This is a genomic window from Winogradskyella bathintestinalis (genome assembly GCF_030407435.1).
In the GTDB taxonomy this organism is placed as follows: Bacteria; Bacteroidota; Bacteroidia; order Flavobacteriales; family Flavobacteriaceae; genus Winogradskyella; species Winogradskyella bathintestinalis.
The window spans coordinates 754,924-779,592 of sequence record NZ_JASDDK010000002.1 but is presented as its reverse complement, the minus strand read 5'-3'; the positions used below and the strand labels follow the sequence as shown (position 1 = coordinate 779,592).

At 32.3% G+C, this 24,669-nt stretch carries 14 protein-coding genes and 1 pseudogene; 4 read left to right on the top strand and 11 right to left on the bottom strand.

Going from position 1 to position 24,669, the window contains the following annotated elements:
- Positions 1-10 precede the first annotated feature (10 nt).
- Complete coding sequence (locus QMA06_RS08365; RefSeq protein ID WP_290206413.1) at positions 11-1,402, top strand: hypothetical protein; 1,392 nt, start codon at positions 11-13, stop codon at positions 1,400-1,402.
- Between the two features lie 199 nt (positions 1,403-1,601).
- Here the strand turns inward: QMA06_RS08365 and QMA06_RS08360 are convergent, their stop codons facing one another.
- Positions 1,602-4,151 (bottom strand): Kelch repeat-containing protein, encoded by a 2,550-nt coding sequence (locus QMA06_RS08360; RefSeq protein ID WP_290206412.1) that lies wholly within the window; start codon positions 4,149-4,151, stop codon positions 1,602-1,604.
- Positions 4,152-4,409: 258 nt separating this feature from the next.
- Here QMA06_RS08360 and QMA06_RS08355 point away from each other — a divergent pair.
- A pseudogene (locus tag QMA06_RS08355) lies at positions 4,410-6,608 on the top strand (beta-glucosidase).
- Between the two features lie 2 nt (positions 6,609-6,610).
- On the opposite strand, the gene QMA06_RS08350 reads toward QMA06_RS08355, so the two are convergent.
- The 4 genes from QMA06_RS08350 to QMA06_RS08335 form a co-directional block, all read right to left on the bottom strand.
- Complete coding sequence (locus QMA06_RS08350) at positions 6,611-8,179, bottom strand: phosphatidylinositol-specific phospholipase C domain-containing protein (protein WP_290206411.1); 1,569 nt, start codon at positions 8,177-8,179, stop codon at positions 6,611-6,613.
- Between the two features lie 3 nt (positions 8,180-8,182).
- Positions 8,183-10,345 carry a sialate O-acetylesterase gene (locus QMA06_RS08345; protein WP_290206410.1) on the bottom strand — a complete coding sequence of 721 codons (2,163 nt, stop codon included), beginning with the start codon at positions 10,343-10,345 and terminating at the stop codon, positions 8,183-8,185.
- Positions 10,346-10,459: 114 nt separating this feature from the next.
- Positions 10,460-11,479, bottom strand: coding sequence for a tail fiber domain-containing protein (locus QMA06_RS08340; protein ID WP_290206409.1), 1,020 nt, complete (start codon positions 11,477-11,479; stop codon positions 10,460-10,462).
- On the bottom strand, positions 11,476-12,177 hold the full coding sequence (locus tag QMA06_RS08335) for a T9SS type A sorting domain-containing protein (protein ID WP_290206408.1): 702 nt from the start codon (positions 12,175-12,177) through the stop codon (positions 11,476-11,478). Before QMA06_RS08335 ends, QMA06_RS08340 begins: the two co-directional genes overlap by 4 nt.
- A 443-nt stretch (positions 12,178-12,620) precedes the next feature.
- On the opposite strand from QMA06_RS08335, the gene QMA06_RS08330 reads away from it, so the two are divergent.
- Positions 12,621-14,828, top strand: a complete 2,208-nt coding sequence (locus QMA06_RS08330) for a glycoside hydrolase family 3 protein (protein ID WP_290206407.1) — start codon at positions 12,621-12,623, stop codon at positions 14,826-14,828.
- A 25-nt stretch (positions 14,829-14,853) separates the two neighbouring features.
- Positions 14,854-15,825 (top strand): type I phosphomannose isomerase catalytic subunit, encoded by a 972-nt coding sequence (locus tag QMA06_RS08325; RefSeq protein ID WP_290206406.1) that lies wholly within the window; start codon positions 14,854-14,856, stop codon positions 15,823-15,825.
- Between the two features lie 262 nt (positions 15,826-16,087).
- On the opposite strand, the gene QMA06_RS08320 is transcribed toward QMA06_RS08325, so the two are convergent.
- From QMA06_RS08320 to QMA06_RS08295, 6 genes are all read right to left on the bottom strand, one after another.
- Positions 16,088-18,496, bottom strand: coding sequence for a hypothetical protein (locus tag QMA06_RS08320; RefSeq protein WP_290206405.1), 2,409 nt, complete (start codon positions 18,494-18,496; stop codon positions 16,088-16,090).
- Positions 18,486-20,273 (bottom strand): carboxypeptidase-like regulatory domain-containing protein, encoded by a 1,788-nt coding sequence (locus tag QMA06_RS08315; protein WP_290206404.1) that lies wholly within the window; start codon positions 20,271-20,273, stop codon positions 18,486-18,488. The genes QMA06_RS08320 and QMA06_RS08315 overlap by 11 nt, the downstream gene beginning before the upstream one ends.
- Before the next feature lie 251 nt (positions 20,274-20,524).
- Entirely contained in the window at positions 20,525-20,953 is a 429-nt protein-coding gene (locus QMA06_RS08310) for an organic hydroperoxide resistance protein (RefSeq protein WP_290206403.1), read from the bottom strand.
- A gap of 187 nt (positions 20,954-21,140) precedes the next feature.
- Complete coding sequence (locus QMA06_RS08305; RefSeq protein WP_290206402.1) at positions 21,141-22,325, bottom strand: DUF748 domain-containing protein; 1,185 nt, start codon at positions 22,323-22,325, stop codon at positions 21,141-21,143.
- Positions 22,326-22,503: 178 nt separating this feature from the next.
- Positions 22,504-23,493, bottom strand: coding sequence for a hypothetical protein (locus QMA06_RS08300; RefSeq protein WP_290206401.1), 990 nt, complete (start codon positions 23,491-23,493; stop codon positions 22,504-22,506).
- Positions 23,494-23,525: 32 nt separating this feature from the next.
- Positions 23,526-24,641: a mechanosensitive ion channel family protein gene (locus tag QMA06_RS08295; RefSeq protein ID WP_290206400.1), complete on the bottom strand. Its 1,116-nt coding sequence runs from the start codon at positions 24,639-24,641 to the stop codon at positions 23,526-23,528.
- Between the last annotated feature and the right edge of the window lie 28 nt (positions 24,642-24,669).

Below are 24,669 nucleotides of genomic sequence, written 5' to 3'. Positions count from 1 at the left end.
TAATACCTTGATGAAGAAGAAGTATTTATTTATTCTATTAATTTTATTTTCTATTGTTTCAGTCGGATTTACTTATAATCACTATAAGCAAAACCACGCATTGTTGAAAGTGGAATCTAATGAGGGGATAGAAGACATAAATGTGAAAAACCGTAATAAAGCAGTGTTAGTAAAAACACTATTGCATAATAATTGGTTAAGTGTTCCTGAAATTTATAGAAGTTCTTATAAATCATTACGACACATTTTAATTTCTAAAATTGCGGACCGTACTAAAATTTCAGAAAATGAACTTATAAAAGTATCTGATGAAGAATTGTCTTCAACGGCTTTAGCTTACCGATTTATATTAGAATCTGACTTAAGAACACGTCAAGAGATCCAATTATTTTTACATACCGATTTAAAACAAACGGTTGTAACATTAAATGCTGAAAAAACTGATTATTCACTTTCAACATTAAAAAGTTTTTCAACTTATAAAAATTTGCAATTGGCTAACCAATGGTGGCTGCCTAAAAAAAATATGGCGTTAATTTCTAAAATGAATTCTGTTGATACTGACAACGGGTACTTTCAAGTTAAAGATGATCTTAGGCGTACTACAGAAGTTCTTAGAATTGTAAAAGCAGACGAAGCCGATTATAAATATCTAGGTGTATATCATAGCATGGTTTCTAAAAATCATTTTATGCTATACTTAGCAGGAAGTAATGATTTAAAGTCGTGGACACGAATTACAAATCTTGGAAACAGATCGCATCAGGGTGATATAAAAAAATGGGGAAATGGATACTTATTAGTTAATGAGGAAGATAAAGAAGAGGGTTCAAATAATATACAGGTTCGATTTTATGAATCTTATCAAAAATTAATTTTAAACCAGTCTGAAAAAGATATTTCATTAAGCAAATCATTTTCTCGTTTTGCTGAGGGCACACCTGATATTAGAGAAATAATAGGAGGAACTCCAGAAGAATCACATTTACTCATAGGGTTTCATTATTATAACAAAGGCGATGTAGATTATCAGGCAATAGGCATTTTAAAAGATTTTAAAGATTGGAAAGCCTGGAAAGATGAACTCACAAACAAAAATATTATTGCTATGGGTTTTAAAGGTAATATTGGTGGGCGTTATAGTTTTAATAATTTAGGACAATCATTTCTTTTACAAGAAGCACAGATAAAAAAGAACGATTTTAGTACTTGGAAACTTTTAATTGGTGATGGCGCTTTTTACACAGAGTTAGATTTAAAGACTCCTAATAAATCAACCTCTTTTGCAAATCCGAGTATAACCTCAATTGAAGATGGTAAATTAGTAATCTCAACATTTTTACCGTCTGAAGGTAATAGTCATCGTGAAAACGGACAGTTGATTTACACCGTCAACCCATAAATTGAAAAAGACTAAAAGGGAATTGCGATGAGTTAATTACTACCTAAGACTGTCAATTCCAGATCTCTTAGAAGTTTAAAATGCTATCCGTTTCATGCCGTGAATTTTCATAGTTACTTACTAAAGACCATTAAAGATACAACGGGTTATAACGTAGAAATATATTGAGTATTCAAGCAATTACAATAGCGTATTTAGATTATAAATGTTTTGGTATTTTTTTTAAAACCTCATTAAACGTATGCGGAAAATCATCACCAATTAACTTTTTGTATCTATAGTTAAAATTATTAAAGTGTTTTTTAGCTTTCTCTATCATGCCCATCTTATTATACGCATGCATTCTATAATAGAATGCCATTTCACTAATAGAATCAATATTGTATAGTATATCAGTTAAACCAATTACAGAAGTATAGTTTTTTTCCTTATAAAAGCGTTTCAGTTGGTTAGGAATTATTTCTAATATTTCATATTCGAAATTTTCTTTTATTTTATCAAAACATTCATCATTAATAGCTTTTAAAAATTTTCCTGATCGTGCTAATTTTACAAATTTGGTAAGAGAATTAGTGTCTAGAGAGTCCTGTTTTACAAGGTTCAGTTGTGTGTTGAAATCAAAATAATCACAGTGAAAAGCATCTCCAAACTCCATATAAAAGTGGCCATAAGAGTATATAACTTCAATATCACTTAATTCTCTCAGAATATTTCGTAATTGATTGAGAGTAACGTTTTTTAAATTTTTTGCTTTTTGTGGAGTACTATCTGGCCAAAGCGTGGTATGCAATTTTTCAGAAGTGACTCCTGTCTGCTCGTCTTTTTTACTATTAAAAAATAGATATAAAAAGAGCTGTCTTATTTTTGGACTAAACATATAAGATATGTCTTTCCCGTTTTTGTCAAAGACTGTAAAATCACCAAATACAGATACAAAATTTGGTGTTTTTGTCGGGGTTTTATCCGCTACACTAAAATTCTCAATAATTTTTACTTGGTCTGAAATGATTTCTTTCTGTTTCTTCTTTCTTTTTAAAAAGTAAATAGCAATTAATAAAATAGGAATACAAATAAGTAAAATAATAATTACTAAATTTTTACTAGTGCTTTTTTTATTTTCTGCTTTATAAATAACTGCTTTTGAAACAGGTGGTGCATTTATAGAATAAATATTGACTTTGTTGGATCCGTCGAGTTCAAATTCTTGAGCAACGCAAAACAGTTCTTCAGTTTGTTTGTTATAATATAAATTAGCATTTGTTCTAATGCGCTCTGAGACCATAGGAATAGAGTCCCCCAATATTTGGTAGTCGCCATTTTTTATATCGTATTTATATAATTGAAGATGCGTTGCTGCAATATATTCAGGATAAGATAGCGTATAAAATGCTGTAGAATCTGTGGTTAAAACCATGTTACGACTCGAAACCATATTGGTGTCTTCTCGTTTAACATCCCAAAGCTTTTTAATGGTTTTTGTTTCAAGATTGACCTTGTAACAATCGTAATAATAAGTTTTTCCAATACTCGGATCTCCGGTTTTATTACCCATGCCACCGAATAATAAAATTTCAGTGTCTTTAATTTTTGTGGACCCAGAAAAATATCTCGGACTAATAGTATCGCCTTTAAAACGTTGTAAATTCCATTTATTGGTAGTTAAATTAAATGTATTGAAATTGTTAGTTAATTTTTGATTTCCAAAACCACCAAAAATAATTAACTCATCTTCACTCTTATTAAAAATGGCATTATGATGATGCCGTTGTGTAGGTAATTGCTCTGTACTATTTACTCGCCAGACCAAACTATCCAAATCGATATGAGCAACTGTAGCTCCGTTGTCAGCTACATCATTGACCTCATAAACATATAGTTTGTTGGCATCACAATCTAGAATACTTGTGCCTAAACGCATTGGTACAGGCAACTTGTTTTTCAGTAATTTTTTAATGGTGTCTTCTTTTCTAAAATCATAAACCGTGAGTGCATCATCTTTTAGAAAAACAAATTTTTGATTCTTTTCATCGTAAGTCACAGAAATCACTTTTTTTGATGTAAAAGAATATCTATGCTTCCAGTAATATGAGTTGCTTATCAGCCAATTAGCGTGTAATATTTTGCCATAACGTTTGCCATTCTCATCAAAAACTTCTTCACCGCTGCTCTCATTAAAATTGAACACATAATTTTCACCGCCATTTTCAATGTGTAAATTTTTTATACTCATTGAAGGTACTTCAATTACATTTTGATGTTTACCAAAATAGATTTCTGGTACAATACTGTTTTGAAACACACACTCTTCATACAGGTAACTTTTATTGTTGACTATAAGTTCGATGTTGTTTTCATTAGAATTAAAATGAATAGTAATATCGATCCAGCGTTTCGATCCTAAACGTTCGGCTTCAATCGGAATTGTAAAAATATTCTTTACAGCATCTAAATTAAATTTTATCTGTCCAGAATTGGGTGAAGTATTAATATAAGATATTGAATAAGAATTTTCACTTTCTTTATTTTTAATAGAAGAAATGTAACCAAAACTTAACGGATCGTTTATAGATAAACTAAATTTAAAACTAAACGCTCCTGTAAACTTTGGTTGGTTGTATTCAAATACATTATAAGAGGTTCTATTAGAAATTAAATTATCATTAGAATTAAATTCTATGCCTTGAGCGATTAATAAGGATGGAAATAAAACAGATGTAATGAGTAATATTCTAAATAGAATTTTGCACATTGAAAAATATTATTAGGGGTTTTTTTTTAAGAGTGAACGAAGTTAATTAAATATTATTTAACATAATAAAATATTTAGTCTCATAATTATTAATTATTGATTTTTTGTCAATTTTTTAAAAAAGGACAACGAAAATACCTTTAAATATTATGGATTTGACAAATGTTTTTCAAGCAAAAGACGCTATCTTTAAACAGAAAAGTAGTTATTATTTCTAAATTGTAACGAACGAATTTCCAACTAAATTTACCCAAACTAATGACCACTCGCTTAAGTCAAAATTTCCTCACAAATACTCTTAAATTTATATTATCGATAGGAGTATTTTTATTATTTATTTCAAATTCTGAAGCACAAAATTCAAATCGAAACGAACAAAACTTACAAGTTAAAATAGATAGCATTCTGTCACTTTTAACTTTAGAAGAAAAAGTAGCGATGTGCCATGCACAATCGAAATTTAGCTCGCCAGGAGTTCCTCGACTTGGCATTCCTGAATTATGGATGTCCGATGGTCCTCACGGTATTAGAGCAGAAATGAATTGGGATAATTGAGATTATGCCAATTGGACAAATGATTACATTACCGCCTTTCCGGCCTTAACGTGTTTAGCGGCTACTTTTAATCCAGAGTTATCCAAAGCTTATGGAGTTTGTTTAGGTGAAGAGGCACGTTATAGAAAAAAAGATGTGTTATTAGGCCCTGGGGTCAATATATACAGAACACCATTGAATGGTCGAAATTTTGAATATATGGGAGAGGATCCGTTTTTGGCCTCAACGCTAGTGGTGCCATATATACACGGCATTCAGAACAATGGTGTTGCGGCTTGTGTTAAGCATTATGCGCTTAATAATCAAGAACATTGGCGAGGTCATATTAATGTTGAAGTCAGTGACCGAGCATTGCACGAAATTTATTTGCCAGCCTTTAAAGCAGCTGTGCAAGAAGGAAAGGCGTGGTCTATAATGGGAGCTTATAATAAATTTAGAGGTGAGCATTGTTGCCACAACGATATTTTACTTAATGATATTTTGAAAAATAGATGGAACTTTGATGGAGTAGTAATTTCAGATTGGGGAGGTACTCACGATGTTACAGAAGCGATTTATAATGGATTAGACATTGAAATGGGCACCCCTTCACATGATAATCTACCAAAACGTTTAGCCTACAATAATAATTTTTTGGCCAAACCCTTTTTAGATAAAATAGTTAATGGTGAAGTAGACGAAAGTATTTTAAATGATAAAGTGAGGAGAATATTGCGATTAATGTATAGAACTTCGTTAGATAAAAATCGTCCGTTTGGCAGTATTAACAATCAGGCACATTTAGATACCGCATACAATGTGGCTACAGAAGGTATAGTGTTGCTGCAAAATAACAACGATTTTTTACCAATTGATGTTTCAACTAAAATGACAATTGCAGTAATCGGTGAAAACGCTACAAAATCGATGACCATTGGAGGAGGTTCTTCAGAATTAAAAGTAGCAAACGAAATATCACCACTCGAAGGTTTGCAAAAACAATATGCAAATGCTGAAATTATGCATTCTGCAGGATATACTTCAGATGATAATGATAAAAGAAATAGCGAATTGAAGATAGAAGCATTATCAATAGCAGAAAAAGCAGATGTTGTATTATTTTTTGGAGGTCTTAACAAAAATCACTCTCAAGATAGTGAGGGTGCAGATAGACAACATTATAATCTTCCTTATAACCAAGACGAATTAATTGAAGCAATTGCCAAGATTAATAAAAATATAGCCGTTGTTTTAATTAGTGGAAATGCCGTTAGTATGCCGTGGCAGTCTAAGGTAAAATCCATTGTGCAAGGATGGTATTTGGGTAGTGAAGCAGGGCATGCTTTGGCTTCTGTTCTAAGTGGGGAGGTTAACCCTTCAGGAAAATTGCCATTTTCGTTTCCAAAGAAATTGTCTGATAATGCTGCTCATTTTTATGGTGAATTGTCTTATCCTGGTAATGGAGAAACTCAATACTATAAAGAAGATATTTTAGTGGGTTACCGTTGGCACGATACTAAAAATATAGATCCTCTTTTTGCATTTGGTCATGGTTTATCATATACAACATTTAAGCAATACGACATAAAAACAGATAAGAAATCGTATCAAGTTGGAGATACTATCAACGTGAGTTCAACGTTAAAAAACATTGGAAATTCTGAGGGTGCAGAAGTGGTACAAGTTTATGTCGGTAAGGTAAATTCTAAAATAAATAGAGCTGTAAAAGAATTAAAAGGATTCAAAAAAGTAAACCTTATACCTGGTGAAACTAAAAAAATAGACCTAAAACTCGATGTTGATAATCTCGCCTTCTACGATGAATCTATTTCAGATTGGAAGATCGAAAAAGGCGATTATATCATTTATGTAGGAAATGCTTCTGATGCTATTGCAAAAGAAATTAAAATAACAATTCAATAAGGCTATTGTTTTATAACCTTATAACTATTAGTTTTATTCGTTAACATGTCTGTCATTCTCACGATATAAATGCCATTAGGCAGACTAGACATGTTTATTGTTTTAGACGGTGTTGTGATTACAGGTCGTCCAAGAAAATCAATTATAGTTGTTGTTAAATTGTTCTCATATTTAATATTCAATTCTGAGGTTACCGGATTTGGAAATACTGAAATTGTCATATTTTCAATGACCGGATTAACTCCTAGTGTTATTTCTGAAGCAGAAGCGGTAACAGATTTTAGTTGAATAGGGCTCTCGAAAGTATGAGTGATTTGGTTGTTGTCTGTATCTTCATCTTCGTAACTATTCCAAATATCTGAATCATTTTTAATTTGTAAAACTGCGTTCTCGTGTGTTATATTTCCTAAATCAACATCGTCATAATAATAAATAATTTCACCTGTAAAATCGTTTACAGCTGAGTTAAAATTAAAAACTCTTGCCATACTCTCATTAGGTGCGGAACCTAGAGCATCCAAAGACCTCGTTAACATATTATCTGCAACCAATGTGTAATCTACATTAGGTTTTAACTTTAATCCTTTTAAGTTTAACGAGCCATTGGCTTTGATAGTAATTTGACCACCATTTTCTAATTGAAGTACGTTGGGGTTGGTATTATCGCTCCCATAGCCAGGTGAGTTGCCATTGTCATTATTACCACCACTTTCAATATTTAATGCGTTTAATATCCCAACCACATCCATTGTGTTGCCAAGATCATAAAAATCAACAGCAATGAAATTAGGAAATTTATTTTTTTCGTCTTGGCATTGCATGACATGATTTATAAAAAATGGATTTGAATTAGCCATTTGAGCTTCAGTTGTATTTGCCGTACCTGTACCTGAAGTAACAAAATGATTAAAAACGAATAATCCATTTAAAGGATTCCCTCGGTTGTAATCACAATTTACTGTTCCATAATTAATTTCTACCGCATAATCCCAAATATGATGGTACCAATCTTGCCCTACACCAGCATTATTTACTTCATTAAAAATCACTAAACGCTTATCGGTATCTATCATGGTTTGTAATGATGGCCAAGTCGTAAGCCTGTTTTGAGTATGGAGATAATCCATTAAACCAGCCTGTGTAAAATCTGTTTCAATAGCATTAGCGCTTACAGCAGGGTCATTCTGGAAAATTATGGTAACAATTTCATTCGGATTATTATCTAAGAAATTTTTTATGGCCTCTAAAGAAGTCGATAAAGGTTCTGATCCTAAGAAAGGAAAACCATGATAGGTAACGGTAGTACCTCCGTTATCATAAACATCAATCATCAAACCGCGAACGCCATCGTTGAGTTGAGTCGCAATATTATTGTTTTGATTAGGTAGAATAAAGCCGTCTTGTCCAGAATTAAATGAATTATGCGTGGTCAAATAAGCCACTTCATTATATCTTTTATTACAGCTATATACAGAACCGTTACACTGACTGTATACACTGAAACTAAAAAATATCTGTAAGATAAAACCAATTAAAAAAGTGGTCTTTATATTATGATTATTAAGACTCATTTTTTACTTTTTAATGACTTTATAACTGTTTTGCTTATTAGTGGTAGTTTCTGTTGTTTGGAGAACATAAACACCTGTAGGCATGGTGCTCATGTCTATCGTTTTAGATTCTGTCTCTAATAATAATCTTCCAGAAAAATCAAACATTTTTGTTTTTAAATCACCATTATAGTCTAGATTTATAATAGATTTTACAGGATTAGGATATATATTAATATTCATTTCTTCTGTTAAAGTATCAACGCTCAACGTCGTTGCTGACGCCGATGCTGTAACCGATTTAAGTTGTATAGGATTGCTAAATGTATAAGTTACCTTATTGTTATTACTGTCTTCATCCGTATAAGACGACCATGTGTCAGTATCGTCTTTTATTTGTAAAACGGCGTCTTCATGTGTAATGTTTCCTAAATCAACATCATCGTAATAGTATCTAATTGTACCTGTAAAACCTGAAGTCGCTGAGGCAAAATTAAAAACTCTTGCCATGCTTTCATTTGGTGCTGTGCCTATCGCCGTTAAAGATCTGGTAGCGATATTATTGTTGTCTAATGTGAAATCTACGCTTGGGGTTAATCTTAAACCTTTCAAATTTAAGGAAGCATTGGCTTTTACAAATATTTGTCCACCATTTTCGAGTTGGAGAATTTTAGGATTGGTATTATCACTTCCGTTTCCCGAAGGGTTGCCTCCATCTGGTGGGTTTCCATTGTCAGATAAATCCTCAATAGGAAAAAAACTAAAATTAACTAATTCTAATTCATTAGTATTTGTAATGTTAAACGTACTTCCCGAATTTTTACCTATAAATGAAATTGTAGAAGATCTTCCATAGCCAGGATAGGTAGAAAGTGTAAAAATAATTTTATTACCAGAAACTTGAGCGGCTGTTATCGTCGCAGAACCAACATTTCTCAAAGTATAATCTTGTTGAATTCTATTAAGTAAGGTAACATTATCTGTAGTGTTTAATTGCAACGGCATATCAGTTTCAATTTCCAATGAAGTTGGACTCATAAGTTTTGCTGAAATAACCATTGGTGCATCTATATTTGATGGGAAACTTTCTCCATAAATATCACGTTTAACTAGAGGATAAATTCTGTTGGCAAATTTTTCATATCCGTTGATGTATGGATAATGACAATTATCATTATGTAAAGTCATGCCCGTAGTTGGCATAATAGAAATAGTGGCATCATTTAACGCTAAAAGACGTTGTGCTTCTTTAATTTTTAAACGTCCTCCGGATGTTGTACCACAATCGCAATCTCTTGTTTGAAACATGTAGAAATGCTCTATATTCGGATAGTCGTTTAGCCAGTCAGCTTTAAGATCATTAAAAAGGTTAACATAACTTTGAGTGGCTAAACCCGTTCCAAAGGAATTTGCTTCACCTTGCGACCATAATATAGCACGTACATTGTTTTTTAATCCTGTTTTGTTCAAACGGTAGTACATTCTACCATAGTTTGAAGCTGTTGAAGTTGAATAATCATTAGGTGCTTGAAAAAATTCAATAGGTTGTCCACCATGAGCACCATTAAAAATAGCAATTGGAATTTGTAAATCGTCCATAAGCATACGAGCTAATTTTAAGCCCCATTGGCCAGCATTACCATCTATATCCTTATGTCTGTCGCCTTCTGCATAAAACCAATTATCATTATTTTGCAAATTACCTCCATTTTCCGTTCCACTAGCATAAACTCTTAGAAAGGGACTTTGGTTGGCATTGGCACTTCCATTTCTTGAATTTGCTTCAGCATTAGATTGTCCTTGTACAATAAATACGTCTCCGGCAACAACTTCAGAGGCTTGCCTAATTGGTGTTGGGTTTCCGGCTGTTATTCCGTTTATGGTTATCGTATAATTTGCTAACTCAGAAGCAATAGTGGCATCAATATTAAAAGCAGCTGTGTTCCCGCTGTAATTAAGGGGCTCAGTCACTGAACTATAAGCAACATTATTTCGTAAAATAACCACTTGAATAGCATCATAATTAATACCAGAACTATTAACATTTCCTGCAACGGTAACCGTTCCTAAGTTTGTTGTAAGATCTCTAGCAACCAATTGTTTATTAATGGGTACCGTATTAAACGTGACTTGTCCAAAAGAAAATAGACATAGATTAAGTAGTAAAATGGACAGTAAGTGTTTCATCATTTTTAATTTCTTTAAGGACAATTCTTATTAGGGTAGTTGTTTTATTTAAATAAAAAACCCCACCAAAAAAAGGAGGCAGGGTTAATTTCGCTATTATCAATTTAGGGAAGATTAATTTCTTCTAATCATTTGCTTTAATTCTTCAATTTCTGCTTGTTGCTCTTTAATAGCATTGATAAGTACAGGAATTAAACCTTGGTAGTTTACAGAAAGTGTACCTTCTGCGTTATTAGCTTCTTTTACTAATTGAGGAAAAACGGCTTGAACATCTTGTGCTAATAAACCAATTTTTTGCTCAGTAGTGTTCTTTTTCATTACATAACTCTTACCGTCAATTTGTAATAATTTTGCAACAGTACTACCTAAAGACATGATATTAGATTTTAAGCGCATATCTGAATTTACAGTGACATCACCAGCAAAAACTGCAGAACCGTCAGTGTTAACAACAAATGCATCAGACTGATTGTCTCCATCTGAACCGTTTCCAATTACAAAAGCAGCATCTGTAGTAGCATTGAATGTACCAAAAGCAACTCCGCCTGATGCACTAGCCGTTGTACCATTACCCATAGCAAAAGAATGATCTCCTGAAGCCGTTGTAGCATGACCCATTACAGCAGAACCATTACCGGTAGCTTTTGTTCTCCAGCCAAATGCAACTTGACCAGCATTACCACCATCAAGTCCAAAAGGACCAACTCCTTCTAAACTACCAGCATGCGCTAATATACCAACAGCGATAGATCCGCCACCGACAGCTCTAGTTCTTTCTCCTGCAGTAAAAGAACCCCAGCCTAAAGCACCATATCCAGCACTAACCATTCTTGCTCCGCCACCGCGACCACCTACAGAGGCTAAGCTTCCATCCGCATCCGAGAAAGTTAAATCAATAGAGCGATCACCAATATTGTTAAAATACGAATTTGAGTTACCATTACCACTCCTAGAGCCTTCATAGGTATGTGATTTATAAATTTTAGAACCAGCTGGTTGTTGATAATTAGGACTGTTAACATCTTGATCTATCACATATCTTATAACACCTTCATCAAACTCATTTTGAGCATCTGTAGTGTTAGAAAAAGTAAAGGCAAATGCCGCGGTTAATAATAAAGTAAATTTTCTCATTGTTTAATTATTTTAAAATTATTAGTATTGGTTTTGTTTGTATTGGTTATTTGTAAAATGTAAAGACCTTTAGCGAAAGAAGAAAAATCAATAGTCTTTTGATTTGTCTTTAGCACTTGTTGACCTAATTGATTTGTAATAGTCACTTCTACAGCATTTTTATGTTCAATGTTAATCTCATTGACAACCGGATTAGGATACACCTTAAATAATTCAGTATCTGAAATCGACTCTACCGTTAGCGTTGCAGAGGCGGAAGATGCCGTTACCTGCGAAAAGTTTATAGCATTATCAATAACACTGGTTATCATATTGTCTGTCCCATCAGTGTCTGGGTAATTGGTCCAAGAGCCATCTTGGTTTAACTCCAACACCGCATCATCGTCAGCGATACCATTTTCGTCAGCATCATCGTAGTTAAAAACTATTGATCCTTGAAAATTAGTTACAGGATTCGTAAAGGAATATACACGATCCATACTTTCATTCGATCCAACTACTATAGCAGTAGCGGATTTGGTAAGTGTGTTTTCGGTAAGTTCATAACTACTAGAAGGAGTTATTGTTAAACCGTCCACATTTAAGCTTGCTGTTCCGTTAACTTGAATTTTAGCTCCAGAGGATATTGTAACCTCTTGAGCAGATATTAAAGAGAGCGAAACTAAACTTAAGGAAATAAGAAAAAATGTTTTTTTCATAAGCCACGAGTTTTAGTTGATTAATATGGATTGAAAGTACGCTGACACGATTAATATTTTAATTAATTGGCAATTAAGTCACGATTAATTTTTATAATAATTAATTAACTTGGTGAATTGTTTAGCTATTTAGTGTGGCTAATTATAATAGTGAAACAGGGCTTGAAACCGGTTTTGATATGCAAGTAATTATCCGTTTTTACTACGGTTGTCCTCGTTTTCATTTAAAATCAATAAAGGTGTAAACGTAATTAAATAACTGCAGTTAATGTTCTTATTATATTATATAGAACCGAGTTTAATCTTTTTATTGAGAAGGTTTCTAAATCATAAATTATTAAATTTAAAAAACGAAAAATGTAATATTTGTTTATTAATATTTAAGAATGAGAAACAACTATTATCATTTTTTTAAGAAGTTAAATCAACATTTACGTAAATTTATGAAGCACTTTTTTAGCATTACCGTTGTACTAATTTTTAATATAATTATCACCAATGCTCAAACGATAAATAAAAAAGCGAACTATCTTAATACCTCCTTGGATTTTGAAACACGGTCCTTAGATTTGGTGCAACAAATGACTTTGGAAGAAAAAATTGCGCAGCTCGGAAATAACGCTCCAGCAATTCCACGATTGGGTATTTTACCTTACAATTGGTGGAATGAAAGTTTGCACGGAGTGGCTAGGGCAGGGGTCGCTACTGTTTTCCCACAAGCTATAGGTATGGCCGCATCATTCGATTTAGATATGATGAAACAAGTAGCGGATATTATTAGTGATGAAGCACGTGCAAAACATCATGAAGCTTTACGGAATAAAGACTACGGCATGTATAAAGGTTTAACGTTCTGGTCTCCAAATATTAATATTTTTAGAGATCCTCGTTGGGGACGAGGTCATGAAACTTATGGTGAAGATCCTTACCTTACAGGGCAAATGGGAATGCAATTTGTTAAAGGGTTGCAAGGTGATGATCCTAAGTATTTAAAATTAGTGGCTACTGCTAAGCATTTTGCGGTTCATAGCGGTCCTGAAGCCGATAGACATTCATTTAATGTCGTGCCAAATACAAGAGACTTGTGGGAAACTTATTTGCCAGCATTCAAAGATTTAGTTGTCGATGCAAAAGCCTATTCAGTTATGGGAGCCTATAATCGTGTAGATGGTGAATCCGCTAGTGCTAGTTGGCTGTTGTTGGAAGACATACTTAGAAATAAATGGAAATTTGAAGGCTACGTGGTTTCGGATTGCGGAGCAATTAACGATATTCATGCTAACCACAAAATTGTTAGTACTGCGGAAGAATCTGCTGCTTTAGGCGTTAGAAAAGGTTGCGATCTTAATTGTGGAAGTGTTTATCAAGAGTCTCTAAAAAATGCGGTTGAGTTAGGTTTAATTGATGAGGAAGAAATTAATCGTTCTATTTATCGCTTAATATTGGCTAGAATGAAGCTTGGAATGTTCGATCCACCCGAAAATGTATCGTATGCCCAAATTCCTTATCATTTAAATGATAGTGAAACGCATGATATTATGGCCTTAAAAATGGCTCAGAAATCTATGACACTTTTAAAAAACGACGGCATTCTACCATTAAATAAAAAGAAAATTAAACATATTGCTGTTGTTGGACCGAACGCAGATAATATTGAAGTTTTACGTGCTAACTATTATGGAGAAGCATCTCATCCTGTAACGGTGATTGAGGGGCTTAAAAGTAAATTAGGCAACAAAGCAAATGTAACTTATGCACAAGGGGTACCATTGGTAAGGCAAGATAGTAATAATCAAAATTTAGAATTGTCACCATCAACATTGAGCGATGTTAAAAATGCTGATGTCGCTATTTTTGTCGGCGGATTAGATGCTACATGGGAAGGTGAAGAAATGCAGGGGCGAACTAATATAGATGGTTTTTACAGTGGTGATCGTACTAAAATAGAGCTGCCCAAAATTCAACAGGAGGCCCTAAAAGCTATGATAGCAACGGGAACTCCTGTCGTCTTTGTTTTAATGGCAGGAAGTTCTGTAGCTTTAGAAGGCTTAGATAAAGAATTAAAGGCTGTTTTAATGGGATGGTATCCTGGGCAAAGAGGAGGCGATGCCATTGCTGATGTGCTTTTTGGTGATTACAATCCGGCAGGACGTCTGCCTGTTACTTTCTACTCATCTACCACAGAGTTGCCCGATTTTAAGGATTATAATATGCGAGCGGGCAAAGGTTTTACATATCGATATTACCAAGGTAAAGCCCTCTATCCATTTGGTCATGGATTAAGTTATACTAATTTTGAATATTCAAATTTAAAAATTGATAAGCCTAATTTAGGAATGGATGATGAATTAACCGTGTCGGTTAATGTTAAAAATACAGGTAAAATGGATGGTGACGAAGTTGTTCAATTATATATCAAAGACTTAAAATCAGATTTATGGATGCCAATTAAAAAACTCCGTAAATTTGAACGAATTTCACTAAATAAGAAAACGGAAAAAACGGTGGTATTTAAATTAAATGTCGAAAAGGATTTGCGCTATTATGATGCCACGCAACGTAAATATAAGGTTGAACCCGGGAAATTTGAAATCCAAATTGGTACATCTAGTGCAGATATTAGAGTAAGAACCGTTGTAGAAGTGAAATAAATAAGAAAAACATAAATTATAATATATGGAATTATATCCTTTAAAATTCGAACCAGTTTATAGCTATAGGTTATGGGGTGGCAATAAATTAAAAACGGTACTTGGAAAACAGTACGATAAAGAAAGTATAGGGGAATCTTGGGAAATATCTGACATAGAAGATAATGAAACTCATGTTAGTAAAGGTGATCTAAAAGGTAAAACACTAAAGGAACTAATACGTCAGTTTAAAGGTGATTTCCTCGGTAATAGTGTTTATGAAAATTTTGGGAATGATTTTCCGCTGTTAATAAAATTTATAGACGCTAAGACGCCACTTTCTATTCAGGTACATCCAAGTAATGAATTAGCAAAAGAGCGTCATAATTCATTTGGAAAAAATGAAATGTGGTACATAATGCAAGCTGAGGAAGATGCGGAGTTAATTGTTGGGTTTAACCAGCAAGTAGAAAAAGAAAATTATGTTGCGCATCTCAATAATTCAACTTTGCCAGAAATATTAAATATTGAAAAGGTAAAAAAAGGAGATACCTTTTATATTCCTACAGGGAGAGTCCATGCTATTGGAGCAGGGGTGTTGTTAGCGGAGATTCAGCAAACTTCAAATGTAACATATCGTATTTATGATTATGATAGAGTGGATAGTAAAACTGGAGAAAAAAGAGAACTACACACGGAATTAGCACTTGATGCCATTGATTATAATTATCACGAAAATTATGAAACAGAATATACTACAAAAGTAAACGCCTCAAACACTTTAGTACATTCTCCATATTTTAAAACAAATATTTTAAATGTATCAGGCTCTGTAACTAAGGATTATTCAGATTTAGATTCGTTTGTCATTTACATGTGCGTGGATGGACATGTAGAAATTGAATGGGAAAACAAGTCCTTTCCACTTCAAAAAGGTGAAACCATATTATTTCCAGCGGTGATCAATAACTTGAAATTGGACGCTGAAGATGCAAATATTTTGGAAGTTTATTTATAATAACACATGCGTTATAAACTGAAATAGAAGACTTCTTTAAAAATCGCTCTCTGTTTAAGTTTAAATGAGCAAGTCTACATTTTTGCGTTCTAGAATTCAAAAAAAAAGGTTTCAAGAAATTGAAGCCTTTTTTATTGATTATAAAGTTGCTTTCCGCTATTAATATGGGGCACCTAATAATCGTAATATTACATAAGTTAATATTGTTATCAGCTTTACGTGCATCTAGTACAACTGTTTAATAACAAATTAAATGTTCATTTTAAAGGCGATATTTTATAAGAGACAGCGTGTCATAAAAAAGCAAACCATTTTCGCTTAAACCATTAACGATAAAAATATAATCGTTTGAAAAGTCATTTTTAGAAATATTAAAGTAGTATTCACCTTTTTTGTCAGTGCTAATTGCAGGTATCCAATCTATTTCTGTAAGTTGAAAACTTGCTTTATTAGTTATAGTACTAGGGGTTCTAAAATAATCGATTGCTTTATCAAACCCGGTTGAAACAATTAATTCGGTATATTTTTCTGTGTTTTCACTTTCGTATTTATGATTACCGTCTTTGAGATAAACCCTAACAGTACCACCAGATCCAGATGAACTACCTCCACCTGATTTATTGATCAATATTTCATCGACATATCTCATAGGGTAGGTTTTTAGTATATGAACGTCTGTACCTGCTTCCGTAAGCAAATCGTCTATATAAATTTCAGGAGGGTAAGTGTAATCAGGATTGATAGCTGTGGTAGAAAAGCCAAAGGTAACAGGTCCTCTTCCAAATGAAAAATAAGACGATGCCACAATATAACCTTTATTACTAAAATAGTTGAAGAGCGTTGCATCTCCTAAGGTCATATCTTCGCTGACTTTAGTGCCTTTGTAAAAATTTGCACCTCTAATCATATTATGTTTTTCAGCGAGATTTTCAGGCGGTTGATATGTGGGTGCGTCTTTACTCCCTTTTATAAGGACTTCATCAAGTTCAATATTATTTTTGAAATTAGATATAATACGGGCATCTACAATATCAGATGACTTGTTTGTATATGTATCAGGCAAAAGATATTTGTGATTTTTTTTAGTTTTAAGAGATTCTTTTAAGCTAATCTTTTCTGGTTTCTCTAATCGATCATTGTTGTGTATTAGTGAAAATTTTATTTTTGAATTCTTATAAATTAGTATGTTCTTAAAAGAGAATGTATCCTTAGCGATATTGCTTTTCGATAACATTCTATTATTATCAGATAGAATTCCTAAATCGAACCTTTTATTACTTTTAACTGAGCCATTTATGGTAAAGCCTGATTGAAATTTAAATTTTTCTTTGGGACTTATTTTTTTTATTTTTTCATCTAGAGAATATTTTAACCATCCTTGATTAAGCAGTAAAACATCTAAATCATTTCTGTAATTTGAGTTTTGTTTTTTAAGATAAAAACTCGGATCTTCAATAGGTCCCTTTAAGTATGGGGTCAGTAAAAATGCACTCTTAATATTTTGATAATTGGTAAATATTTTTGAGTTTTTAGGTAAAATTGAAACACTTAAATTCGCTGGTGTTGGTAAGTTTTCGGAATAGGTGGTCTGTATTTTAACGGAGATTGAATCTTGTGTCTCTTGCGTTTTTTCTAATAAAACAGAAGTGGCTTGATCGGGTTTGAAAATAAAAAATTTTCTTTCGGCAATTGGGTCATTGTTTTTAAATAATGTAGCAATGTTCACCCCATGAAGCAGTTTTGTTTTTTTGATATAGAATTCCTGCACCGTCTTTTGATTTAATGAGACAGCAAAAGCTTCACAGATATAATTGTTTCGATAAAATAACAGATTTAAATCGTCTTCGGTTAACGTAGGGATTGTTTTTTTATTGGTCGTAATGGTAACCTTCAATAAGTCATCATCTAAACTATTTACATTAAAAATGATTCCTTTAGAGTTTGCTTTTGGTATATCCTTTTTTCTAGTGGTGCTATTAATATTTAGAATTACCGAGTAGGTTTCATTTTCAGAATAATTGAATTCAACTTTGCTCATACCGAATCTATTTCCTGTAAAATTTTGCACCTCCAAACCTTTTGAATCTATGATTACTCCACTAAAAGCTTTTCCCTTACCGTTAATTAATGCTTTTATTCCAATAGTATTTTTAGCGTCTTCCAATAAATAACCACTTTCAGGAAATATTTGAATATCATAGCTATCTTCAGAAGGCCTAATTGTGGGCAACTTAGAATCTAAGTTTATAATTTCAATTTCCTGTAAGTAACAATTTTCGGTTCCGAAATTATTCATATAATTGGTAAAACCTTGGATGTAGTATTTACCACTTTCAAAATTTTTATCAATTAAAAAATCTCCAAAACCAATACCTTTTTCAGTTAAAAATACTTTGCTTTTTAAAACGTTGCCTTCTTGATTAAGTAAATTTACATTAAAATTAGTGGTATAATTAGACGGGAAATTATTATGATCTTTACCAACAAAAAATGTAAACCAAATAGACTGGTTAACGAAATATGTTGTTTTATTTAAATGCATATAGGCCTTTTCTCTGTATAAAGCGTCCTCTTGTATAGGTGTAACTACGGCATCTATAAAGTTTTGTTGAGCATAGATATCTTGAGTGAAAATTAACAGGAGAATTATATAGACTGTACTATTTTTCATTTTTTACAGTTTTTAGTAAGTTGTAATTATCAATATTTAATTTAGATTTGATACTGCTGTTCCATCCAATTAAATTTTGATAATCATTTCCTAAATTGGTGTCGTTATTTAGTCTTTTTATAGCTTTTTCTGCTTCTTTATATTGTTTTTCACAAAGGTTCTTTACATCGTCGTAACTGGTTTGACTTGTAATTTTATTTGTAATTTCTTGCTTATAATATTCATAAATATCAAACATTATATTTATATAAACGAGCTTGTTTTTGGTCCTGTTATTATTGTATAACGAAGACTTTCTGTCAAAAACGGTTGTAATTATAAATTCATTTTCATTATTTTTATTTTTAAATGCATCCAAAACATAAGAGAATTTCAGCAATGTTTTTTTTGATTTAGGAGCATCATGAGCGGTCACCTTAGTGACGTTAAGAGTACCTCTCGAAAGTACTTCGTTTTGACGACTTTTACCATATTCATTACCTTCTATTTGATTAATGTCTGCCCAAGAAAGTCGCTCATCTTGTTTCCATTCTATTATGGAAGGATTAATAAGTTTAATATAATTTTTTGGAATCTTATTATCGTAATTAATTAGATATCCATGATTTTTGAAATATTCAATAGACTTTTTTTCTTTTTCAGTTTTAGGAAATGGATTATTGAGTTCCCAAAATTGATTAGTGGACTGTAAAGCGATGAAAGTATCGTAATCATTATTAAAATTGATTTTTTCCGTAAAATAAGGTGCTGTAAATTTCGAGCCATAATCATAAAAATAGAGTAAACCATTCGATGTTATCAAACTCGTGTTGTAATTTTTGTGGTATTCAATTTTAAATTCAAATTCAAAATGTTGAATTTTATTCAAATCTATAGGGTTAAAGAGGATATTTAAATTAATGTTTTTAAATTCAATTTTTTGATTTTCGACTATAGACGAGAGTTTGCTAATTTCAGGATTACTACTAGTTAATTCAATTTTCTTTATAACTAGTCTACTTTTGTTAAATAAAATGGTGCCAGAAAATAAGTGATCATCTGTTTTTTTTGGTTTAAATGAGACTAATAAATCGCCTTCATCACAATAATTGCACATCTCTGATTTTAGATTGTAATTTCTTCTAATCGACGAGAACGACATATTGCCCGGATAATTCGGCAACATTTGTCTGCTTTTATTAAATAATTTGAAATCTTTTAAAATATCGGTGTTATTTAAACTGTAAAAAGAAAACTGTTTATTTTGACCAAATCGACCACTTTTTACAAGCAGTTCTGTAACTCCGTCCGATAGGTTCAGTTTACTATTGTAAAATGCTGCCACATGTTCTAACGGCCCGTTTTCATATGAAGAAATTAATGAATAGTAGGATTTGCTTTCTAAAATATTGTCATTTGATCTGTATTTTTTTATAACCTGAGAAAGTATATTAAAAAGGTAATCTTTATCGATTTTTGATGTAATTGTGACTTCGGTCAGTTCATAAGGTTTAGGTGATAAGAAAATGTTTTTGTTACCTTTTAAATATGAATAAGAGAAAGATTTAGTGTTATAGCCAATGTAACTGATTTCAATAGAGTCGATTGGAGTCTTTTCCTTAATCTCAAAAGTACCATCGCTATTTGTAATTGCGTATTTTTTGGAAGGAAATAATAAAATCGTAGCATATGGTAATGGGGTATTTGTAGATTCATCAAATAATACGCTTTTAATGTTTTCTTGTGAAAATCCAAAAAGAGAGAAGAAAAAGATGGCACACAGAAGGAGACTTTTCATAAAGAAAATTAAGTTTTATAATAATATTCACTAAAATAACTGTTTTTCAATTGATACACTTTTCTGATTGCTGTTATTAAAAACATCATTTATTCTATAATACTTGAGAGACTTACATAGTTTAATGGGTCTGAGCTTTTTAAAATATTGGTTTTATATTAATTGTATAATGATAAATAAAAAAAACCATACAAATTTTAAAATTTGCATGGTTTCATTAATAACGTTATTTAATGGTATTTCATTGAATTTTATTCATCCAATAACAAATTTAATGTCACTGTAATATTATCGCGTGTAGCTTTACTAAACGGACAAACTTCATGTGCTTTTTCAACTAAATCTTCACCAGTTTTTAAATCTACTCCAGGAATATAGCAATCTAATGTAGCTTCTAAAAAATAACCATCATCATCCTTACAAAATCCTATTACAGCAGTTACAGTTAATGCTTCGTTGTCTATATCAATCCCTTCGTTTTTAGCAACGGATTGTATTGATCCTCCAAAACATGCGGCATAAGCAGCACCAAATAGTTGTTCAGGATTGGTGCCATTTCCACCTTCGCCTCCCATTGATTTTGGTACGGATAGATTATGATCTAAAGGACCATCCTCCGATTTTATGTGACCTGCTCTTCCTCCGTTAGCTATTGTAGTTGCTTCATATAATGTTTTCATTGTCTTTTGGTTTTGGTGTTAATGAACTAAATATACTACCATACCATATTTTAATGAAATCTACGGTCTTAAAATTCTCATAAATTTGAAATCCTTTATGACCTATTAAATTAATTTTTTGAAATTATATTAATAAAAATTATAGTCACTTAAAACTCGCGTGTTTGAAAAACGTGTAATTGCCTTGTTAATCATTATTATCTTTTTTTCGCTCAGCACGTCGTTCTTCACGTCGCTTTTTTCGTAATTCTTTCTTTTCTTCTGCAGTAAGATCATTGTTCTCTTCGCTATCTTTAAAGGCATCTTTATATTCTATGCTTTCGTCTGTTTCGCCTCTAAAGGCTTTGATCCATCCGTTTTTGAAAATACCACCTACTGTAGGCCATATTCCAGCTTCAAGATTATTAAGGTCACCTTCGATCGGTACTTCTGTAGCAATTGTGTTTGTACTTTTGTTTTTTAATATGAATTTAAAGAAACTAGTAAAACCTTCCCATAAAGTTTCTAAAAAACCATCTTCTTTGCCAATCATGGTGGTCTTAGTTAGTAGCGGTTTTATGTATCCTTTCATATAACCATCTGCTATAGCTATTTCGCTAAATACTTCAAATGTGCCTGTTTCAAAATCTAATCCAGCATAATAGCTTGTAAGATCGTTAAGCGCTGTGGCTTCTGCTTTTTCTAATGAAAATGAGATATCCATATCAGGAATTTCTTTGAAAAGGTTCATACTACCATCTAGTTTTACATTTCCATTGCCGAAAGACACCGCAGTAGCTGTAATCGGTGATGGTAAAATGCGTTCTTTTTCAATAACGTTGCGTAAGTTATTTGCGGTTAGATAGAGTTGGTTAAATTGTAAATCTATATTTGGTTCTGCCGCTAAACCAACCATAGCGATTTTGCCATTAACAACTTCAAAATGGTTAATTTCTAATGGAACAAGCTCATCTAAAGCTTGTGTCCAATCTTCTACGTCAGCGTCACCTTCCGTAGGTGTGGTTTGTTGATCTTCTATAACATAGATAATTTCAGGAGTAGTCATTACAATCTCTGCCACAACAGCACCATTAAAAAGTGCGTTCCATTCTACCGAAATATCTGTTTTAGGAAAATTTAAAAATGGTACCTGTGTTTCTGCATCTACCTTATTTAAATACAAACCATTTATAATATAAGCTCCTCTATAGAGCGATATATCAATATCTTCTACTTGCCCATAAAAGCCTGGAATGTCTGCCAAAACTTCATTAATGTAATCTTTTGCCCAATACGGTAGATATATTCTACCGGCAATTAGTAATAGTAAAAGAGCTAGTGGAATTATAACTCGCTTTCTTTTATAAAATGGTTGTTTTTTCTGTTTTGACATTGTACATGTATTAAGAGATACGTAATTAGAAATTAGACTGTATAAATAAAGTTATAAATTTAAAATTTAAACCAATCATCATCTCTAAGTACAGCTAAATCTGTGAAATAAAAAAAATGATCCTGAGAGAATTTTTAACGCTTATTTTTAAACTACAAGAGCTTTATACAAAAGGATTTTAATTTCTTTTAGCAAAGGGGTCTATAGAAATTCCCACTTGAAAGTAGCCCGTTGCGTTCTGATTATTTTTATAAATAAAATCTTGTGTCGGTTCTCCCTTTTCGGTTAAACGGTTACTGATAAAATTTTGAAGCCCCCCTTGTAATGTGGTTATTAAATAATCATTTAAGCGGTGTTCGTAAATAATTCCAGATTTTATTTCTAATTGACTGTATTCAAAAACTTCCGCAAAATCAGGGTTATCTACGTTGACATAAAATCCGGTGCTGCCAAAACTACTTCCTATTGAAAAACGGCCGTTGTCTCCAACAAAGCGTCTTAATAATAAACGCTGAGGCAGAATAAAATCTAATTCCCATTTTGAATTTTTAAACCTATGGCTGTAAGAAAATGTTGGAAAAAATGGAATTTGTGAGGTTGGGTCAACAAAAACAATACCACCTAAAGTCATAGTGGTGCGCTCAGTTCGCTTCATAATAAAGGATAAGCCAATTAAACCTTTAATGCGTTCAAACCCATTATCATTTCCATCTACAATTAAAGATGCATTATAGATTACAGGCTTTTTAAAAAGGGTAGAGAAGTAGGTAGAACTCAATGCGGTTGAAAAATTATGGAAATTTACGATACCATTTTGTTCAAAGACGGTCACATCGGTAGTTTCAATATTATCGAATTTAAATTCTGAAAATTGATAATTAATCGAACCCGTTAAACCCCACTTTCTGGTTTTATATATCGGTATGTTGGCAGAGGCATTAAAATTGCGCTGCGATTTTATGTCTCCTTCTTGAAATGTTTCATCAAAAAATTCGGAATCAAAATTTCGTGATAAACTTTGATCATATTCAAAATTTAAAATTCTTGTTCTGGGAAATTTTTCTTTAATTCCCATTATAGATTTTTGTTTTAAAGAATCTGATTTATCTTGAGCACTGGCAACGGAAGAGAAGCCTATAATAACTATTAAAATTAGCGTTTTAATCATGTTTTAGTATGTTGTTATTTAATGTTTGGGTATTAGGAATGTGATACTTGTTGCTTTAATTCATTTAATTGGTTTTCTTTAAAAACCATTGTTCTATGTGGAAATGGTATAGAAACACCTTCTTTGTCAAAGCGTTTTTTAACGCTTTCGTATAAGTCGCATTTCATGGCAAAGGCATCAGCAAAGTTACTCGCCCAAGCCCAAGCTCGTAATGTTACAGCAGAATCATCTAGCGCAATAACCCGGATAATTACTTTCTTTACGTTGTTATATTTATCTAATTCACTTCTATTATCTATTAGGTTTGGATGGTTTTCACATTCTTCTCGCAAAATGTGTTTGGCTTTGTCAATATCGCTATCATACGAAATTCCTATTTCAATCCATTGGCAGCACATGCGTTCACCTAAATCATAATTAATTAATTTTTCTTTGTTGATGACTGAATTCGGAATTACAATCATTTTGTTCTCGTAGTTTCTAATAATGGTGTGGCGTAATGTAATATCTGTAACGGTTCCTACCATTGTGCTATCTAACTTAATAATGTCTCCGATCTTGAAAGGCTTAAATGTAATTATGAATATGCCACCAACAAGATTAGAGAGTGCTTCCTGTGAAGCTACACCTGCAATTACAGCAACAACTCCTGCTCCACCTAACGCTGTGGCGGCAAAACTTCGCATAGACTCAAAAGCAATTAAAATTAATAAACCACCAATAAAATAAACCGCAAAAATGGCGATGTACCTTATAAATTTTAAACTTGTGGTGTCTTCATTGTCACTAATTTTTTTATTAATACTTCGCTTAAACCAAGTCTGCACAATCGAAGCCGTGACTAAGGTTAAAACAGCAACTATGCCTAAATACAGTACTAATAAAAAGTTGTTTGAGGCCACTTTGTATTGTGCCTTATCGATAAAAATAAAAGCTAAGGCCATGATGCCTAAAACAATCCAGAGGGCATTAAGAATTTTTTGGGTTAAATGTATGGTTGTTGGTTCTTCGCTAGGAAATTTTCGTCGATACCGCTTTTCTAAAAATTGGTGAAGCTTTTTTGTTATTAGGCGTAATATTAAAACAACACCAATAACAATTAAAGCGTAGACTATAGCTTGTTTGTGCGTATTGAAAAATTCAGTCATATATTAAATTATTGGATGGTAGTGAGGT

What these genes read in the sequence shown, in the direction of transcription:
- QMA06_RS08295 (WP_290206400.1), bottom strand. Translation starts at nt 24,641, where the DNA reads ATGACTGAATTTTTCAATACGCACAAACAAGCTATAGTCTACGCTTTA.
- QMA06_RS08345 (WP_290206410.1), bottom strand. Translation starts at nt 10,345, where the DNA reads ATGAAACACTTACTGTCCATTTTACTACTTAATCTATGTCTATTTTCT.
- QMA06_RS08305 (WP_290206402.1), bottom strand. Translation starts at nt 22,325, where the DNA reads ATGTCAAAACAGAAAAAACAACCATTTTATAAAAGAAAGCGAGTTATA.
- QMA06_RS08310 (WP_290206403.1), bottom strand. Translation starts at nt 20,953, where the DNA reads ATGAAAACATTATATGAAGCAACTACAATAGCTAACGGAGGAAGAGCA.
- QMA06_RS08340 (WP_290206409.1), bottom strand. Translation starts at nt 11,479, where the DNA reads ATGAGAAAATTTACTTTATTATTAACCGCGGCATTTGCCTTTACTTTT.
- QMA06_RS08330 (WP_290206407.1), top strand. Translation starts at nt 12,621, where the DNA reads ATGAAGCACTTTTTTAGCATTACCGTTGTACTAATTTTTAATATAATT.
- QMA06_RS08300 (WP_290206401.1), bottom strand. Translation starts at nt 23,493, where the DNA reads ATGATTAAAACGCTAATTTTAATAGTTATTATAGGCTTCTCTTCCGTT.
- QMA06_RS08350 (WP_290206411.1), bottom strand. Translation starts at nt 8,179, where the DNA reads ATGAGTCTTAATAATCATAATATAAAGACCACTTTTTTAATTGGTTTT.
- QMA06_RS08335 (WP_290206408.1), bottom strand. Translation starts at nt 12,177, where the DNA reads ATGAAAAAAACATTTTTTCTTATTTCCTTAAGTTTAGTTTCGCTCTCT.
- QMA06_RS08325 (WP_290206406.1), top strand. Translation starts at nt 14,854, where the DNA reads ATGGAATTATATCCTTTAAAATTCGAACCAGTTTATAGCTATAGGTTA.
- QMA06_RS08315 (WP_290206404.1), bottom strand. Translation starts at nt 20,273, where the DNA reads ATGAAAAGTCTCCTTCTGTGTGCCATCTTTTTCTTCTCTCTTTTTGGA.
- QMA06_RS08320 (WP_290206405.1), bottom strand. Translation starts at nt 18,496, where the DNA reads ATGAAAAATAGTACAGTCTATATAATTCTCCTGTTAATTTTCACTCAA.
- QMA06_RS08360 (WP_290206412.1), bottom strand. Translation starts at nt 4,151, where the DNA reads ATGTGCAAAATTCTATTTAGAATATTACTCATTACATCTGTTTTATTT.
- QMA06_RS08365 (WP_290206413.1), top strand. Translation starts at nt 11, where the DNA reads ATGAAGAAGAAGTATTTATTTATTCTATTAATTTTATTTTCTATTGTT.